Here is a 15,644-nt window from a genome sequence, read left to right as displayed (position 1 = left end):
CTGAAAGGAAGAGCACATGGCACACGAAAATGTCATTGAGATGCGTGAAATTACCAAAGTTTTCGGTGAATTTGTCGCTAACGACAAGATTAACCTTGAACTTCGTAAAGGTGAAATTCATGCACTTTTAGGAGAAAATGGAGCTGGGAAGTCCACTCTTATGAACATGCTAGCAGGGCTTCTAGAACCAACTAGTGGTGAAATTGTGGTCAACGGTCAAGTTGTAAAACTAGACTCGCCATCAAAAGCAGCTAGCTTAGGAATTGGGATGGTTCACCAGCACTTTATGTTGGTTGAAGCTTTCACAGTTGCTGAAAATATCATTTTGGGAAGTGAATTAACCAAAAATGGTGTCCTAGATATTGCTCGAGCAACTCGAGAAATTAACGAACTATCGGAGCGTTATGGTCTTGCTGTGGATCCTTCTGCCAAAGTAGCAGATATCTCTGTTGGTGCTCAACAACGTGTTGAAATCCTAAAGACACTTTATCGTGGTGCCGATATTCTTATCTTTGATGAACCAACTGCCGTTTTGACGCCATCAGAAATCGATGAGTTGATGGCCATCATGAAGAACCTTGTCAAAGAAGGCAAATCAATCATCTTGATTACCCATAAGTTGGATGAGATTCGCGCAGTATCTGATCGTGTTACAGTTATCCGCCGTGGTAAGTCTATCGAAACAGTTGAGATTGCTGGTGCGACTAACGCTGACTTGGCAGAAATGATGGTAGGGCGTTCAGTTTCCTTCAAAACTGTGAAGCAGGCACCTCAACCAAAAGAAGTTGTACTGTCCATTAAAGACTTGGTTGTTAATGAAAACCGTGGCGTTCCTGCTGTTAAAAATCTCTCACTCGATGTTCGAGCTGGTGAAATTGTCGGAATTGCCGGTATTGATGGGAATGGTCAGTCTGAATTGATTCAAGCTATCACAGGACTTCGTAAGATTGAATCTGGTAGCGTAGAGTTGAAAGGCCAATCTATCGTAGGTTTGCATCCTCGCCAAATCACTGAACTAAGCGTAGGTCACGTTCCTGAAGACCGTCACCGTGATGGTCTGGTTTTGGAAATGATGATTTCTGAAAATATCGCTCTTCAAACCTACTATAAGGAACCTCTTAGCAAAAAGGGAATTTTAAATTATACGAATATCATTGACTATGCAAAAAAATTGATGCAGGAGTTTGATGTTCGTGCTGCTAGCGAGATTGTTCCAGCTTCGGCCCTTTCTGGAGGAAATCAACAAAAAGCAATCATCGCTCGGGAGATTGATCGAAATCCTGATCTCCTCATCGTCAGCCAACCAACTCGTGGTTTGGACGTCGGTGCCATTGAGTACATTCACAAACGCTTGATTCAAGAACGGGATAATGGAAAAGCTGTCCTTGTAGTCAGCTTTGAACTAGACGAGATTCTAAATGTCTCAGATAGAATCGCTGTTATTCATGATGGTAAGATTCAAGGGATCGTAACACCAGAAACAACCAACAAGCAAGAACTTGGTGTCTTGATGGCTGGTGGTGAATTGGAAAAAGGAGAAGAGTGATGTCTAAAAAATTACAACAAATTTCGGTTCCCTTGATTTCTGTTATCCTTGGAATCTTGCTTGGAGCCATCGTCATGTGGATTTTTGGCTACGATGCTATTTGGGGTTATGAAGAGTTGTTCTACACAGCCTTCGGTAGTGTTCGTGGAATCGGTGAAATTTTCCGTGCCATGGGACCATTAGTCTTGATTGCTCTTGGATTTGCAGTTGCGAGTCGTGCTGGCTTCTTTAACGTTGGTCTTCCAGGACAAGCACTCGCTGGTTGGGTTATGAGTGGTTGGTTTGCTCTTTCGAATCCGGATTTACCACGTCCATTGTTGATTCTTGCGACAGTTGTCATTGCGCTGGTTGCTGGAGGAATTGTTGGCGCCATTCCTGGTATTTTAAGAGCTTATCTTGGAACATCTGAAGTTATCGTAACCATCATGATGAACTACATTGTTCTCTATACAAGTAATGCCTTTATCCACTCTTTCCCTAAAGATATCATGCAAAGTACAGACTCATCAATCCGAGTAAGTGCAAACGCAACTTATCAAACACCTTGGCTTGCTGAGTTAACAGGAAACTCTCGTATGAATATTGGGATTTTCTTTGCCATCATTGCAGTTGCAGTTATCTGGTTCTTGCTTAAGAAGACAACTCTCGGTTTTGAAATCCGTGCAGTTGGTCTCAATCCAAATGCTTCTGAATACGCAGGGATTTCAGCGAAACGCACCATTATTCTATCAATGATTATCTCAGGTGCTCTTGCAGGTCTAGGTGGAGCTGTAGAAGGACTCGGTACCTTCCAAAACGTCTATGTTCAGGGTTCATCATTGGCAATCGGATTTAATGGTATGGCGGTAAGTCTACTTGCTGCAAACTCACCGATTGGAATTCTCTTTGCAGCCTTCTTGTTCGGAGTGCTTCAAGTTGGAGCCCCTGGTATGAATGCAGCACAAGTACCATCAGAGCTTGTAAGTATCGTTACAGCCTCAATTATCTTCTTTGTCAGCGTTCACTACATCATCGAACGCTTTGTCAAACCAAGAAAACAACTTAAAGGAGGTAAATAAGGATGTCGATTACAACAATGTTAACCCTTATGGTTTCTTCAATGTTGATTTATTCAGCACCACTTATTTTCACAAGTATCGGAGGCGTTTTCTCTGAACGTGGTGGAGTTGTTAACGTTGGACTTGAAGGAATCATGGTTATGGGTGCCTTTTCTGGAGTTGTGTTTAATCTTGAATTTGCACAAGATTTGGGAGCATTAACTCCTTGGTTGGCTTTGCTAGTTGGTGGATTAGTTGGAGCTATCTTTTCACTGATTCATGCAGTAGCTACAGTTCATTTCCGTGCTGACCATGTTGTCAGTGGTACCGTACTTAACTTGATGGCGCCAGCCTTGGCTGTTTTCTTAGTCAAAGTGCTTTATAACAAGGGACAAACGGATAACTTAACGCAAACTTTTGGACGTTTTGATTTCCCTCTTTTGGCTAATATCCCAGTTATCGGAGATATCTTCTTCAAGTCAACAAGTTTACTTGGTTACCTAGCAATTGCCTTCTCATTCTTAGCATGGTTTGTCCTCTTTAAAACTCGCTTTGGACTTCGCCTCCGTTCAGTTGGTGAACACCCACAAGCAGCAGATACTTTGGGGATTAATGTCTACAAGATGAGATATCTTGGAGTTGTGATTTCAGGTTTCCTTGGAGGAATCGGTGGAGCTATCTACGCTCAGTCAATTTCCGTTAACTTCTCAGTTACTACCATCGTTGGACCTGGATTTATCGCACTTGCTGCTATGATTTTCGGTAAGTGGAATCCTGTTGGAGCTATGCTTTCAAGTCTCTTCTTCGGATTATCTCAAAGTTTGGCAGTTATCGGTTCTCAACTTCCTTTCTTGCAAGGAGTTCCAGCCGTTTACTTGCAAATTGCACCATATCTCTTGACCATCGTCGTTCTAGCAGCCTTCTTTGGTAAAGCAGTTGCACCGAAGGCAGATGGTATCAACTATATCAAATCTAAATAAACAAAAAAGCGTCTGAGACAAAATAGTTCTCAGCCACAAAAAAGCTAGAGGTTCCGGCTCTTTGTCAACTGTAGTGGGTTGAATAAAAGCGGCTAACATCTGGAGAGGACAATTGTTGACCTCTCCATTTTTATATTCAGAGCGATGAAAATTCGTTTCTTAAAGTTATCAAAGTTCCGGAAGTCAAAGGCATTTCGTTTAATAAGTTTGATGAGATTATTAGTAGCTTCCAATTTGGCGTTGGAATAAGGTAATTGAAGGGCGTTGTTAATCTTGTCTTTATTCTTGAGAAATGTCTTAAAGACAGTCTGAAAAAGAGGATGGACCTGTTTTAGATTGTCCTCAATGAGTCCGAAAAATTTCTCGGGCTCTTTATTCTGAAAGTGAAAAAGCAATAGCTGATAGAGTTCATAGTGAGATTTTAAGTCTTCGGAATAGCTTAAAAGCTTGTCTAGAATCTCTTTATTCGTCAAGTGCATACGAAAAGTAGGGTGATAAAAACGTTTATCGCTGAGTTTACGACTATCCTGTTGAATGAGCTTCCAGTAGCGTTTGATAGCCTTGTATTCATGAGAATTTCGTTCAAATTGATTCATAATTTGGACACGCACACGACTCATAGCACGGCTCAAGTGTTGGACAATATGGAAACGATCTAGAACAATTTTAGCACATGGGAGTGAAACAGTCTGGGAGACTGTTTCAGCCTGAGCCTAGAAATCCGAAAGCGAAGCTGTTTAGCCAAGTCATAATAAGGACTAAACATATCCATGGTAATGACTTTCACCTGATAACGGACAGCTCGATCGTAGCGAAGAAAGTGATTTCGGATGACGGCTTGAGTTCTACCTTCAAGAAGGGTGATGATATTGAGTTTGTCAAAATCTTGAGCAATAAAACTCATCTTTCCTTTTGTAAAGGCATATTCGTCCCAAGACATAATCTCAGGAAGTCGGCTAAAGTCATGCTTAAAATGAAAGTCATTGAGCTTACGAATGATAGTTGAAGTTGAAATGGACAGCTGATGGGCAATATCGGTCATAGAAGTCTTTTCAACCAACTTTTGATCAATCTTTTGATTGATGATGCGAGGAATTTGATGATTCTTTTTGACGATAGAAGTCTCAGCGACCATCAATTTAGATCAATGATAGCACTTAAAACGGCGTTTTTTAAGGAGAATTCTAGTAGGCATACCAGTTGTTTCAAGGTAAGGAATCTTAGAAGTCTTTTGAAAATCATATTTCTTCATTTGATTTCCACAATCAGGACAAGACGGGGAGTCATAGTCCAGTTTAGCGATGATTTCCTTGTGAGTATTCTTATTGATGATGTCTAGAATCTGGATATTAGGGTCTTTGATATCGAGTAGTTTTGTGATAAAATGTAATGGTTCCATATGATTCTTTCTAATGAGTTGTTTGATCGCTTTTCATTATAGATCTTATGGGATTTTTTTCTGCAACAAAATAAGCTCCATAATATCCATAGGGATTTACCCACTACAAATATTATAGAGCCTTTTTTGTGTTTTCGATTGTAAAATTTGGGCTCTTAGTTGAAGCTATTGTCGATTGTCTTTTTCGTTTCTCATAAAAGTCAGCGATATGGCAGGGATTGGTAGACTGAAAGCGACGAATATCTCCCAATTCGCCAATGATAGATGTCGCTGTGGTTTCTGCGATGCCAGGAATTGACCGTAAGATATCATACTCTGGTAAAGGCTGAGCTAGAGCTACCATGTCGTTTAAGACAACTTGTCTGCGTTCAGAAAGACGAAGCCATTCTTGGGCATAGTAACGAACCTCTTCAAGCATTGGAGAGGTTTTCTTGACCGCACAAAAAGATTGTTTAGCGAGTTTTATAAGTTTATCAGTCAGGTAAGCAATACGCTTTTCAGAGATGCGTTTGGAAGTAGATTGACGGATAATCTCACACAAGTCACTTTGAGATAGGCTTAATACAAACTCTTTGCATGGGAAAGCCATCACTAAGTTCCAATATTGTTCTCCAGTTGGTGTGGATAAGAGATTTTCCCATTCAGGAAAGGTGACTTGAAGGACCTTGTGCAGACGGTTTTTAGCTCGAACAAGATCTTCAGTCATATTTTGATAGAAACGGCTTAAATCAGGCAGGTGTTGATAAATTTCTTCCTGCACGCAAGTTGGTTTACGATTGTGCACAAGCTGAGATTTAGCCAACTTTTCAGCGTCAATTTTATCTGTTTTACGAACTCGCAGACTGTCCAGTTGCTTCTTAGCTTCCAGTGGATTTAGCCGTGTATAAGCTGTAACCACATTCCTCAAGAAGAAAGGCCTGAAGACGTCGAGAATAGACGCCTGTGGCCTCAAATATAATCTCAGGGTTATGAACGACTTTCAAGTCCCCCAACAGGCGATTGAATCCAATGGCATCATTGAGCATGGTGTAGCCATGAACCTTTTCGCCGTTGACTAAAATTGCTACCTCAGAACTTGTTTTACTTGCATCAATTCCAAATACTGTACGCATGACATTACCTCTTTTGTCTTGAATAATTCCATGTTTTAGTGATTTTATTTTCAATACGCGACGTTTAGCGTCCCACATATTTTAGACGAAGATTGAGGTCGATGAAAAGATTACGAATGAGTTCTTCCATCCCTTCAGCGACACGAAAACGATTGATGGTGCGATAGCTGACAACCAACTGTCCTGTTAGGTACTGCATAGCTAGATTTTCAATCATCATTTTTTCAATTTTTCGACCAGAGAAAATCCCTTGTGAATAGGCAAATAGAAGAGTAGCTACAAGCATTTTAGGGTGATAAGACGGGCGACCAAAGGCATGATAGAAGGCGTGGAAGTGACTATCATCCAATGAATTCACCACTTTTTCAATCGTAAAAACGAGATGGTCTTGTGGCAAGAAAGAACAGATTTCTAGTGGTAAAGTTGTTTGATTTGTGTTATAGTGAATATGCATGAGATAGCCTTTCTAAATGGTTTATTGTGCAATTCTATTTTACCAAGACTATCGCAACCATGTAAAAAGCAACGGCAAATCCGTTGCTTTTTTTGGTGCTAGGCGACTATTGTCCCAGACTCTTATAGCTATCTATAGGTAGAAGGAAAAGATTGCTAGAGTAGATGATTTTTATTTGGATACTCATGTTTTGTAAAACGTTAAATTATATGTTGTTAAAGACAGATTATGTTGAGTATTGAATTATACAAAATTTACTAATGTATTGAGATTTTTGCATTTGATTATACCGTATAGAATATTAGTCAAATAAAATTGTTTTGTTTTCACTAATGCATTTTTTATTATCATCCCAATAATTAATACTTTCAAAGCTTCCTTTTCTTAAATAAAGCGGTAGCCTTTTTCTTATTTCATCTTGCATTGGTATTTTATCAATATCTTTTAGATTCCACCATTTTGGCTCACCTTCAGCAGATGTACTTAGTTCACCAGTAAACTGAGTACATAAAAAGTCATAGAAGACAAATCTCTCATTACCAATTGAATTAGTAAAGCCTGAAATTCCTTTTAATTCAAGATTTAATGCAGTGAGACCAGTCTCTTCCTTAAGTTCCCGTAATGCAGCTTCAAAAAAACTTTCAGGGAATTCAACTTTTCCCCCCGGTGGAATCCAGCCAGGAAAATTATCGTGCTGTCTATTAAGTAATAAAATTTCTTGATTTTTCAAAACGCAAATATTAACCCAGTTTTTGATTTTTTCAGTCATATTATTAACCTCCAACAAGTATTTTTTCATATGCAAGATTATATGTCAAGAACTATATGCTATTTATGATTGTGACAAATGTATCTCAGCCAAAGATTGATAATTTTTACGCAATAGCTGATGAACTCTCAGAATAGACTTCAATCAAGAACTTTGGAAGAAAAGTGTTGAGAGGTTGGATTTAAAAGAAAGTAAGCAAATCAGCCTGGCCTTTAAATTGGCCCTATGGGATTATTTATAGAAGACAAAGACGTGTCAATTCAGCACGTCTTTTTTTACTTTTTCTATGGTATAATAGAAGGTAGATTTATTAATTGGAGTATGAAGAATTTTATGATTAAATTAGTAGCAACGGATATGGACGGTACTTTTTTGGATGGTGCCGGTCAATTTGATATGGAGCGTCTGAAAAAGTTGCTCCATTCTTATAAAGAAAAAGGAATCTATTTTGCTGTTGCATCTGGTCGTGGGCTTTTGTCACTTGAAAAGCATTTTGCGGATGTCAAAGATGAGATAATCTTTATTGCTGAAAATGGTAGTTTGGTTCGTTTTCATGGAGAGGACCTTTATGAAGCGACCATGCCTAGAGATTTTTACCTATCAACTTTTGAAAAGCTAAAGACTTCACCTTATTTCGATGAGAAGAAGATGCTCTTGACTGGTAAAGAGGCTTGCTATGTCTTAGATACAGTAGATGAAATCTATCTTATGTTTAGCCATCATTACAATGAAAATATCAAAAAAGTAGCCAGACTAGAAGATATTACCGATGAGATTTTCAAATTCACAACTAACTTTACTGAAGAAACGGTTGACGCTGGAGAAGCTTGGGTCAATGAACATGTTCCTGGGGTCAAGGCTATGACGACAGGCTTTGAATCCATTGACATCGTTTTAGACCATGTTGACAAGGGAGTTGCTATTGTCGAATTGGCCAAGAAGTTAAATCTAGATATGGACCAGGTGATGGCCTTTGGTGATAATCTTAATGACCTGCACATGATGCAAGTTGTAGGGCACCCAGTCGCACCTGAAAATGCTCGTCCAGAGATTTTAGAACTAGCTGAAACAGTTATCGGACATCACAAAGACCAATCAGTTATTGCTTATATGGAGGGATTGTAATGGCAGATATTAAATTAATTGCCCTAGACTTAGATGGGACTTTGCTGACGACAGACAAGAAATTGACTGATCGTACTAAGGCAACTTTAAAGGCTGCGCGTGATCAGGGAGTCAAAGTGGTACTGACAACTGGACGTCCCCTCAAGGCTATGGATTTCTTCCTTAAAGAGCTTGGAACAGACGGCCATGATGACGAGTATACTATCACCTTTAATGGTGGATTAGTTCAGAAAAATACAGGTGAAATCCTCGATAAGACAGTATTCTCTATTGATGATGTGACACGTATTTACGAGGAAACTGAAAAACTAGGCATTCCTTTAGATGCCATTTCAGAAGGTACAGTTTACCAAATCCAATCAGATCAAGAAAGTCTGTATGCTAAATTTAATCCTGCTCTGACTTTTGTTCCAATTGACTTTGAAGATTTGTCTAGTCAAATGACCTACAACAAATGTGTGACCGCTTTTGCCCAAGAACCACTGGATGTCGCAATTGCTAATATTTCACCAGACTTGTTTAACAATTATGAAATTTTTAAATCTCGCGACATGCTTTTGGAATGGTCACCTAAGAACGTTCATAAGGCTACTGGATTAGCTAAATTGATCGACCATCTAGGAATTGACCAAAGTCAAGTGATGGCTTGTGGAGATGAGGCCAATGACCTTTCCATGATTGAATGGGCAGGACTTGGTGTTGCTATGCAAAATGCTGTTCCTGAGGTCAAGGAAGTTGCAAATGTAGTAACCCCTATGACCAATGACGAGGAAGCTGTTGCCTGGGCCATTGAAAAATATGTACTGAAGGAGAACTAAAGAATGGGATTATTTGACCGTTTATTTGGGAGAAAAGAAGAACCAAAAATCGAAGAAGTCGTTAAAGAAGCTTTGGAAAACTTGGATCTGACAGAACCTAGCGAGGAAGTTGAAGCACTTAGAACTGAAGAAGTTGAAGTGAAAAATACTGAGGAAATCGATCAAAGTTCAGAAGTTGAGGAAACTTATTCTAAAGAAGTTAGTGAGTCTGCAGAACCAGAGGCAGAAGCTACTCTAGAAACAGTTGAACCAGAAGCAACTCAGTTTGAAGAGGAAACTGAGTGTCATTGTTGTCAGGAAGAGTCAGAGTCAACAGAAGTTGAAGAAACTGAAGACAGCTCTCAAGAAGTAGTTGAGTTTGTTGCAGAAGAACCTGAGTCACCAGTCGAAGAAGTACCTTCAAGTGATAGCGACGATGAAGAAGCTAATCAAGTTCAATCAGACGAAACGGAAGCAGACACTTCTGAAGAAGTGGAAGAAGATTTAGTAATCGAAGAAATTCCTCAAGTTCAAGAGACTGTACAGGAAAAATATGACCGTAGTCTCAAGAAAACTCGTACGGGATTTGGTGCTCGTTTGAATGCCTTCTTTGCTAACTTCCGCTCTGTTGATGAAGAATTCTTCGAAGAACTAGAAGAACTCTTAATCATGAGTGACGTTGGTGTACAGGTAGCTTCAAATCTCACTGAAGAATTGCGCTATGAAGCAAAACTTGAAAATGCCAAGAAACCAGATGTTCTCCGTCGTGTGATCATCGAAAAATTGGTAGAGCTTTACGAAAAAGATGGACAATACAATGAAAACATTAACTTCCAAGATGGTTTGACAGTCATGCTCTTTGTAGGTGTTAATGGTGTCGGGAAAACAACTTCAATCGGTAAATTAGCGCATCGCTACAAGCAAGCAGGCAAGAAAGTCATGCTTGTTGCTGCGGATACCTTCCGTGCTGGTGCGGTAGCTCAGCTAGCAGAATGGGGCCGTCGTGTAGATGTTCCTGTGGTTACTGGACCTGAAAAAGCAGATCCGGCTAGTGTTGTCTTTGATGGGATGGAACGTGCAGTAGCAGAAGGTGTTGACATTTTGATGATTGATACAGCTGGCCGTTTACAAAACAAGGAAAACTTGATGGCAGAGTTGGAAAAAATTGGTCGTATCATTAAACGTGTCGTGCCAGAAGCTCCGCATGAAACCTTCCTAGCACTTGACGCCTCAACAGGACAAAACGCTCTTGTACAAGCCAAAGAGTTTTCAAAAATTACTCCTGTTACAGGAATTGTCTTAACCAAGATTGATGGAACTGCCCGAGGTGGTGTCGTTCTTGCTATCCGTGAAGAACTGAATATCCCTGTTAAGTTGATTGGTTTTGGTGAAAAAATCGATGATATCGGTGAATTTAACTCTGAAAACTTTATGAAGGGCCTTCTAGAAGGTTTGATATAAAAGAAAATCCTGCAAGAATTCTTGCAGGATTGTTTTTGATTATTCTAAACGACCATCTTTACGATAGGCGATATCTGGTTGCCATGTCCATTTGGCACCGTATTTTTCAAGGAGTTCAAAGCTAGCTTGAGGTCCCATGCTACCAGCCTTGTAGTCATGAAGTGGAGCCCCGTTTTCAGCCCAAAGCTTTTCAATACGGTCAATCAATTTCCATGATGCACTCACTTCATCCCAGTGGCTAAAGTTAGTTGAGTTATTGTTCAAAACATCATAGATGAGTTTTTCATATGGATCTGGTGAAGCACCTGTAGCTGTAGCATCTGTTCGATAGTCAAGCGAATTTGGTGCGAGGCTAAACTCTTCTCCGACCTTTTTACCGTTAAGACTGAGAGAGAATCCTTCGGTTGGTTGGATGTAGATGGTCAGAACATTCGGTGTTAAAGGTTCTCCAAAGATTGAATCCATTTGTTTGAAGACAATGTTCACGTGTGTTCCTTTTTCAGTTAGGCGTTTACCTGTACGGAAGAAGAAAGGTACATCACGGAAGCGGTCGGTATCTACAAAGAAGGCACCTGAAGCGAAGGTTTCTGTCATTGATTCTGGGTTGACATTTGGTTCGCTACGGTATGAAATATATTTCATGCCATCAACTTTACCAGAACGATATTGACCACGGATGAAGTGCTCTTTAAGTTCCTCATCTGTAGGGTGGTAAAGGTTCTTGAAGACCTTGATTTTCTCTGCGCGAATGTCATCCTTGGTAAAGCTTGCTGGTTTATCCATAGCTAAGAGCGACAGGAGTTGGAGTGTATGGTTTTGAACCATATCACGAAGGGCACCAGACTCATCATAGTAGCCACCACGTTCTTCAACCCCTAGACGTTCTGCAAAGGTAATCTGAACATTATCGATGTGTTCACGATTCCAAACATTTTCAAAAATCATATTAGCAAAACGAATGGCAAATATGCTTTGAATCATTTCCTTACCAAGATAGTGGTCGATACGATAGATTTGCTCTTCGTTAAAAGTAGCTAGGAGTTCTTCGTTTAGTTTGCTTGCAGTCTCATAGTCTGTTCCAAAAGGTTTCTCAACGATCAAACGTTCAAAGCCTTTACCATCAACAATTTGCTCTGATTTGAGATGTTTGGCGATGGTACCAAAGAACTGAGGTGCCATTGAGAGGAAGAAGAGTTTGTTGTGCTCAGTCTGATATTTCTCGTTTAATTCAGCCTGAAGTTTACGTAATTCGATGTAGTGCTCAGTGTCATTAACATCGTGGCTTTGATAGTAAAAATGACTCGCAAATGCTTGAGCTTCTTCCACACTATCTGCCAAGTCTAAAATAGATTCGACAACGACAGATTCGAAATACTCCTTACTCCAAGGTCTACGAGCAGTTCCAATAACAGCAAAATGATCAGAAAGATTACCTGATTTATAAAGTCTAAAAAGTGAAGGGTAGAGCTTACGTTTGGCCAAATCCCCACTTGCACCGAAAATTGTAACAATAACTTTTGATGACATCTAGCTACCTAATTTCTATTTTGTTTCCTAGTTAAACTAGGCATGAGGAGTCCCCATTTTTCATATCCTTTATTTTATCATAATTTTCTAAAAAATCCAAAAATCCAATACGGCTATACTAAGAGGTTAGGCAAAACTCAATTTCATACTCTTCGAAAATCTCTTCAAACCACGTCAGCGTCGCCTTACCGTACTCAAGTACAGCTTTCGGCTAGCTTCCTAGTTTGCTCTTTGATTTTCATTGAGTATTAGGAGAAACCGAAGTAAATTTTCCCACAATAAAACGCATAATATCAAGCTTTTAACACCTGATACAATGCGTTTTTTTGATTATAAAGACTTTTAGTCCTATCTTTTCTAGGCGTTTAGAACCTTGTCTAAAAATTCTTTAAGACGCGGATGTTGTGGGTTATCAAAGATTTGGTCGGGTGTTCCGTCCTCGAGGAATTCACCGTCAGCAGTAAAGATCACACGATTGGCAACCTTGCGGGCGAATCCCATTTCGTGGGTTACGATGATCATAGTCATGCCTTGTTCAGCCAATTCCTTCATAACGTTAAGAACGTCGCCGACCATCTCAGGGTCAAGGGCAGAAGTTGGTTCGTCAAAGAGCATGATATCAGGGTTCATGGCTAGACCGCGAGCGATAGCTACACGTTGTTTTTGTCCACCTGATAGGCTTTCAGGGTTTGCATTAGCTTTATCAGCCAATCCAACTTTTTCAAGGAGTTCCATTCCCAATTTTTCAGCTTCAGCCTTAGTCATCAACTTATGCTCTACTGGAGCGAAAGTGATATTTTCTAATACTGTCATGTGTGGGAAAAGATTGAAGTGCTGGAAAACCATTCCGACATTTTCACGAACGTGGTCCACGTTGGTTGCTTTATCCGTCAAATCATAACCATTAACCGTGATATGACCTTTTGTACCTTCCTCAAGGAGATTCAAGCTACGCAAGAAAGTTGATTTACCTGAACCAGAAGGTCCAATGATACAAACAACATCTCCTTCGTAGAATTTTGCTGAGATTCCTTTAAGGACTTTGTTTTTACCATATTGTTTATGTAAATTATCAACATCGATTTTTAATTTAGCCATTATTGAATCCTCTTTTCTAAGCGTTTTGCAAGTCTAGTAAGAAGAGTGATAATCACAAGATAGAAGACTGCGAGAATTGCATACATTTTGAAACTTTGGTAGTTACGGGCGATGATAATCTTACCAGTCTGGAAGAGTTCTACTAGCCCGATTGCAGATACAATAGTTGTATCTTTAAGTGCGATAACAAATTGGTTGACGAAGTTTGGAAGCATGAGTTTGGTTGCTTGTGGCAAGACAATCTTACGCATGGTTTTACTGTAAGAGATACCAAGACTTCGACTAGCTTCCATTTGTCCGATAGGAACAGCCTTAATACCACCACGAACAATTTCAGCGATGTAGGCAGCTGAGTTTAGGGAGAGGGCGATTGTACCAGCGACAAAGTCGTTGATTGGACTTTGTTGACCTGTAAGAGATTCGATAAAGTTAGGAACTCCCCAGAAGATAAAGGCAGCAAGAATCATCAATGGAATACCACGAATCACATCGACAAAGATTTCTGAAATAAGACGAAGTGATTTATAAGGACTAACGCTGAACATACCAAAGATAATCCCGATAACAATCGCAATTGCAAAGGAAATCAAAGCTAGAGAAAGGGTAATTCCAAGTCCACTTAGAAGTTGTTTGTAGTTGTTTTTCAACAAGCCCCAGATAGTAGTTTCGTCAACAGTTGATGATTCACTTGTTGAATCAGTTGCAAGGTATTTATCAAGAATCTTTTGGAATTCACCACTTGCTTTAAGATTTGCAAGACCGTTGTTGAACATTTCAATCAATTCAGGATTGCTTCCCTTTTTAACTGCAAAAGCAGTTTCACCGATTGGAGTACCTTCGATTGGTGTTTTTAATTTTTGACCTTGACTGATAGAGTATTTAAGAACTGGTTCGTCATCCATCACAGCGTCGATTGAACCAGTGTTCAAGCTGTCATACATAGATGAACCGTCTGCAAAGGTTTTAATTTTATAACCATATTTGCTTTGATTTTCAGTTAGGAAGGTTTGAGAAGCAGTACCGTTTTTAACACCAACGGTTTTACCATTCAGATCTTCATAAGAAGAAATGGTACTTGATTCCTTAACTCCAAGAATAGTATTAGCTGTATAGTAAGAATCAGAGAAATCAAAGGTTTCTTTACGAGCGTCTGTAACAGACATACCAGCAATCATACCATCAGCTTGACCAGATTGAACTGCGTTAATAGCAGCGTCAAATCCTGGGTTAGTGATTTCAATCTCGAAACCTTGGTCTTCGGCAATAGCCTTGATCAAGTCCATATCAATACCAGTGTACTGGTTGCTTGAGTTCTGGAAGACAAATGGTGCGAATGAAGAATCACTAGCGATAACGTATTTTGATTTGACTGGAGTAGCTTTTTGACCTGCGCTTGTAGTTGAAGTGAGAGAAGTCACTTGTGAACTAGTTTTAGAAGAATTTGTCCATTTATTGATAATTTTGTCCAAGCTACCATCTTTTTTCATTTGTGCTAAAGCTTCGTTAAATTCTGTAACTAGGTATTCGTACTTGCTACCTTTTTTAACTCCAAAAGCAAAGCTTCCAACGGCTTCTCCGTCCATGTTGATACTGAGATCTTGCCCTTGGTTAATAGCGTACTCGATAACTGGTTTGTCATCCATGATGGCATTTACAGCACCTGTACTGAGACTGTTATTCATCAAATCGCCAGTATCAAAGGTTTTGATAGTGAAACCATATTTATCTTTGATACTTTCTAGGAAACGTTGTGCAGCAGTACCGTTTTTAACACCAACAGTTTTACCACTGAGTTCTTCATACTTAGTGATTTTATTAGACTTAGTCGTTGCGATGACAACTTTTGTATCATAGTATGTATCAGACATGGTAAAGACGTTTTCACGTTCTTTGGTTTTTGTCATACCAGCCATGATCGCATCTGCTTGCCCTGATTGGACCGCATTGACAGCAGCATCAAAGCCTGGATAAGACATTTGGATATTCCATCCTTTTATCTCAGCGACTTTATTGATGATGTCAACATCAATTCCTTTATAAGTCTGGTCTGTATCTTTAAACTCAAAGGGCGCATAAGCAGTATCACTAACAATCTTGATAGTGTCCGCATTAGCATAGCCTAAAGAGAATAGCGGAAATAAAAATAATAAAAATGCAAGGATTTTTTTCTTCATGTTTAGTCTCCTTTTTAGAATATTTACCCATTATAGCAGAAACTAAAAAAGTTGGCAAATATTTAGTGTTTTTATGTAAGAAGATGTTACATAAAAATTTTATGATACTGATTTTTTGATCTAAAAAGGAAGAAAAGCCGAACACATGTTGATGAGTTCGGCTTG

10 protein-coding genes and 4 pseudogenes are annotated in these 15,644 nt (G+C 39.4%); 7 read left to right on the top strand and 7 right to left on the bottom strand.

The window, feature by feature from the left end; translation table 11 throughout:
- The first annotated feature begins 16 nt into the window (after window positions 1–16).
- Genes O3633_RS01970 through O3633_RS01960 form a run of 3 tightly spaced genes read left to right on the top strand, consistent with a single transcriptional unit; the run spans window position 17 to window position 3,563 of the window.
- A complete protein-coding gene (locus tag O3633_RS01970; protein WP_049530803.1) occupies window positions 17–1,546 on the top strand; it encodes an ABC transporter ATP-binding protein in 1,530 nt (509 codons plus the stop codon).
- Complete coding sequence (locus O3633_RS01965) at window positions 1,546–2,604, top strand: ABC transporter permease (protein ID WP_000038693.1); 1,059 nt, start codon at window positions 1,546–1,548, stop codon at window positions 2,602–2,604. Before O3633_RS01970 ends, O3633_RS01965 begins: the two co-directional genes overlap by 1 nt.
- Before the next feature lie 2 nt (window positions 2,605–2,606).
- Window positions 2,607–3,563, top strand: a complete 957-nt coding sequence (locus tag O3633_RS01960; protein WP_049509105.1) for an ABC transporter permease — start codon at window positions 2,607–2,609, stop codon at window positions 3,561–3,563.
- A 92-nt stretch (window positions 3,564–3,655) separates the two neighbouring features.
- On the opposite strand, the pseudogene O3633_RS01955 reads toward O3633_RS01960, so the two are convergent.
- The 3 pseudogenes from O3633_RS01955 to O3633_RS01945 form a co-directional block, all read right to left on the bottom strand.
- Window positions 3,656–4,962 (bottom strand): annotated as a pseudogene (locus tag O3633_RS01955) (transposase).
- A 154-nt stretch (window positions 4,963–5,116) separates the two neighbouring features.
- A pseudogene (locus O3633_RS01950) lies at window positions 5,117–6,074 on the bottom strand (IS110 family RNA-guided transposase); the annotation flags it as partial.
- Between the two features lie 79 nt (window positions 6,075–6,153).
- Window positions 6,154–6,471, bottom strand: a pseudogene (locus O3633_RS01945) (transposase); the annotation flags it as partial.
- Between the two features lie 17 nt (window positions 6,472–6,488).
- On the opposite strand from O3633_RS01945, the pseudogene O3633_RS01940 reads away from it, so the two are divergent.
- Window positions 6,489–6,670 (top strand): annotated as a pseudogene (locus O3633_RS01940) (hypothetical protein).
- Window positions 6,671–6,829: 159 nt separating this feature from the next.
- Here the strand turns inward: O3633_RS01940 and O3633_RS01935 are convergent.
- Window positions 6,830–7,297: an 8-oxo-dGTP diphosphatase gene (locus O3633_RS01935; RefSeq protein WP_000136624.1), complete on the bottom strand. Its 468-nt coding sequence runs from the start codon at window positions 7,295–7,297 to the stop codon at window positions 6,830–6,832.
- 333 nt (window positions 7,298–7,630) lie between these two features.
- Here O3633_RS01935 and O3633_RS01930 point away from each other — a divergent pair, with 333 nt between their 5' ends.
- The 3 genes from O3633_RS01930 to ftsY are packed head-to-tail and all read left to right on the top strand — an operon-like array spanning window position 7,631 to window position 10,680.
- Window positions 7,631–8,422 carry a Cof-type HAD-IIB family hydrolase gene (locus O3633_RS01930; RefSeq protein ID WP_049530501.1) on the top strand — a complete coding sequence of 264 codons (792 nt, stop codon included), beginning with the start codon at window positions 7,631–7,633 and terminating at the stop codon, window positions 8,420–8,422.
- Window positions 8,422–9,240 carry a Cof-type HAD-IIB family hydrolase gene (locus O3633_RS01925; protein ID WP_049530499.1) on the top strand — a complete coding sequence of 273 codons (819 nt, stop codon included), beginning with the start codon at window positions 8,422–8,424 and terminating at the stop codon, window positions 9,238–9,240. The genes O3633_RS01930 and O3633_RS01925 overlap by 1 nt, the downstream gene beginning before the upstream one ends.
- A 3-nt stretch (window positions 9,241–9,243) precedes the next feature.
- Window positions 9,244–10,680, top strand: a complete 1,437-nt coding sequence (gene ftsY / locus O3633_RS01920) for a signal recognition particle-docking protein FtsY (protein WP_049530498.1) — start codon at window positions 9,244–9,246, stop codon at window positions 10,678–10,680.
- A gap of 39 nt (window positions 10,681–10,719) precedes the next feature.
- Here the strand turns inward: ftsY and zwf are convergent, their stop codons facing one another.
- From zwf to O3633_RS01905, 3 genes are all read right to left on the bottom strand, one after another.
- Window positions 10,720–12,207 (bottom strand): glucose-6-phosphate dehydrogenase, encoded by a 1,488-nt coding sequence (zwf, locus tag O3633_RS01915; RefSeq protein WP_371620191.1) that lies wholly within the window; start codon window positions 12,205–12,207, stop codon window positions 10,720–10,722.
- Window positions 12,208–12,564: 357 nt separating this feature from the next.
- Complete coding sequence (locus tag O3633_RS01910) at window positions 12,565–13,305, bottom strand: amino acid ABC transporter ATP-binding protein (RefSeq protein ID WP_049503260.1); 741 nt, start codon at window positions 13,303–13,305, stop codon at window positions 12,565–12,567.
- On the bottom strand, window positions 13,305–15,479 hold the full coding sequence (locus O3633_RS01905) for an ABC transporter substrate-binding protein/permease (RefSeq protein WP_371620190.1): 2,175 nt from the start codon (window positions 15,477–15,479) through the stop codon (window positions 13,305–13,307). Before O3633_RS01905 ends, O3633_RS01910 begins: the two co-directional genes overlap by 1 nt.
- Window positions 15,480–15,644: the final 165 nt, after the last annotated feature.

It is taken from the genome of Streptococcus sp. 27098_8_22 (assembly GCF_041432415.1).
GTDB classification, from domain to species: Bacteria; Bacillota; Bacilli; order Lactobacillales; family Streptococcaceae; genus Streptococcus; species Streptococcus pseudopneumoniae_M.
This window is presented reverse-complemented; position numbering and strand designations above follow the sequence as displayed.

Excerpts from the sequence above, each read along its gene's own strand:
- O3633_RS01970 (WP_049530803.1), top strand. The coding sequence starts at position 17 with ATGGCACACGAAAATGTCATTGAGATGCGTGAAATTACCAAAGTTTTC.
- O3633_RS01965 (WP_000038693.1), top strand. The coding sequence starts at position 1,546 with ATGTCTAAAAAATTACAACAAATTTCGGTTCCCTTGATTTCTGTTATC.
- O3633_RS01960 (WP_049509105.1), top strand. The coding sequence starts at position 2,607 with ATGTCGATTACAACAATGTTAACCCTTATGGTTTCTTCAATGTTGATT.
- O3633_RS01935 (WP_000136624.1), bottom strand. The coding sequence starts at position 7,297 with ATGACTGAAAAAATCAAAAACTGGGTTAATATTTGCGTTTTGAAAAAT.
- O3633_RS01930 (WP_049530501.1), top strand. The coding sequence starts at position 7,631 with ATGATTAAATTAGTAGCAACGGATATGGACGGTACTTTTTTGGATGGT.
- O3633_RS01925 (WP_049530499.1), top strand. The coding sequence starts at position 8,422 with ATGGCAGATATTAAATTAATTGCCCTAGACTTAGATGGGACTTTGCTG.
- ftsY (WP_049530498.1), top strand. The coding sequence starts at position 9,244 with ATGGGATTATTTGACCGTTTATTTGGGAGAAAAGAAGAACCAAAAATC.
- zwf (WP_371620191.1), bottom strand. The coding sequence starts at position 12,207 with ATGTCATCAAAAGTTATTGTTACAATTTTCGGTGCAAGTGGGGATTTG.
- O3633_RS01910 (WP_049503260.1), bottom strand. The coding sequence starts at position 13,305 with ATGGCTAAATTAAAAATCGATGTTGATAATTTACATAAACAATATGGT.
- O3633_RS01905 (WP_371620190.1), bottom strand. The coding sequence starts at position 15,479 with ATGAAGAAAAAAATCCTTGCATTTTTATTATTTTTATTTCCGCTATTC.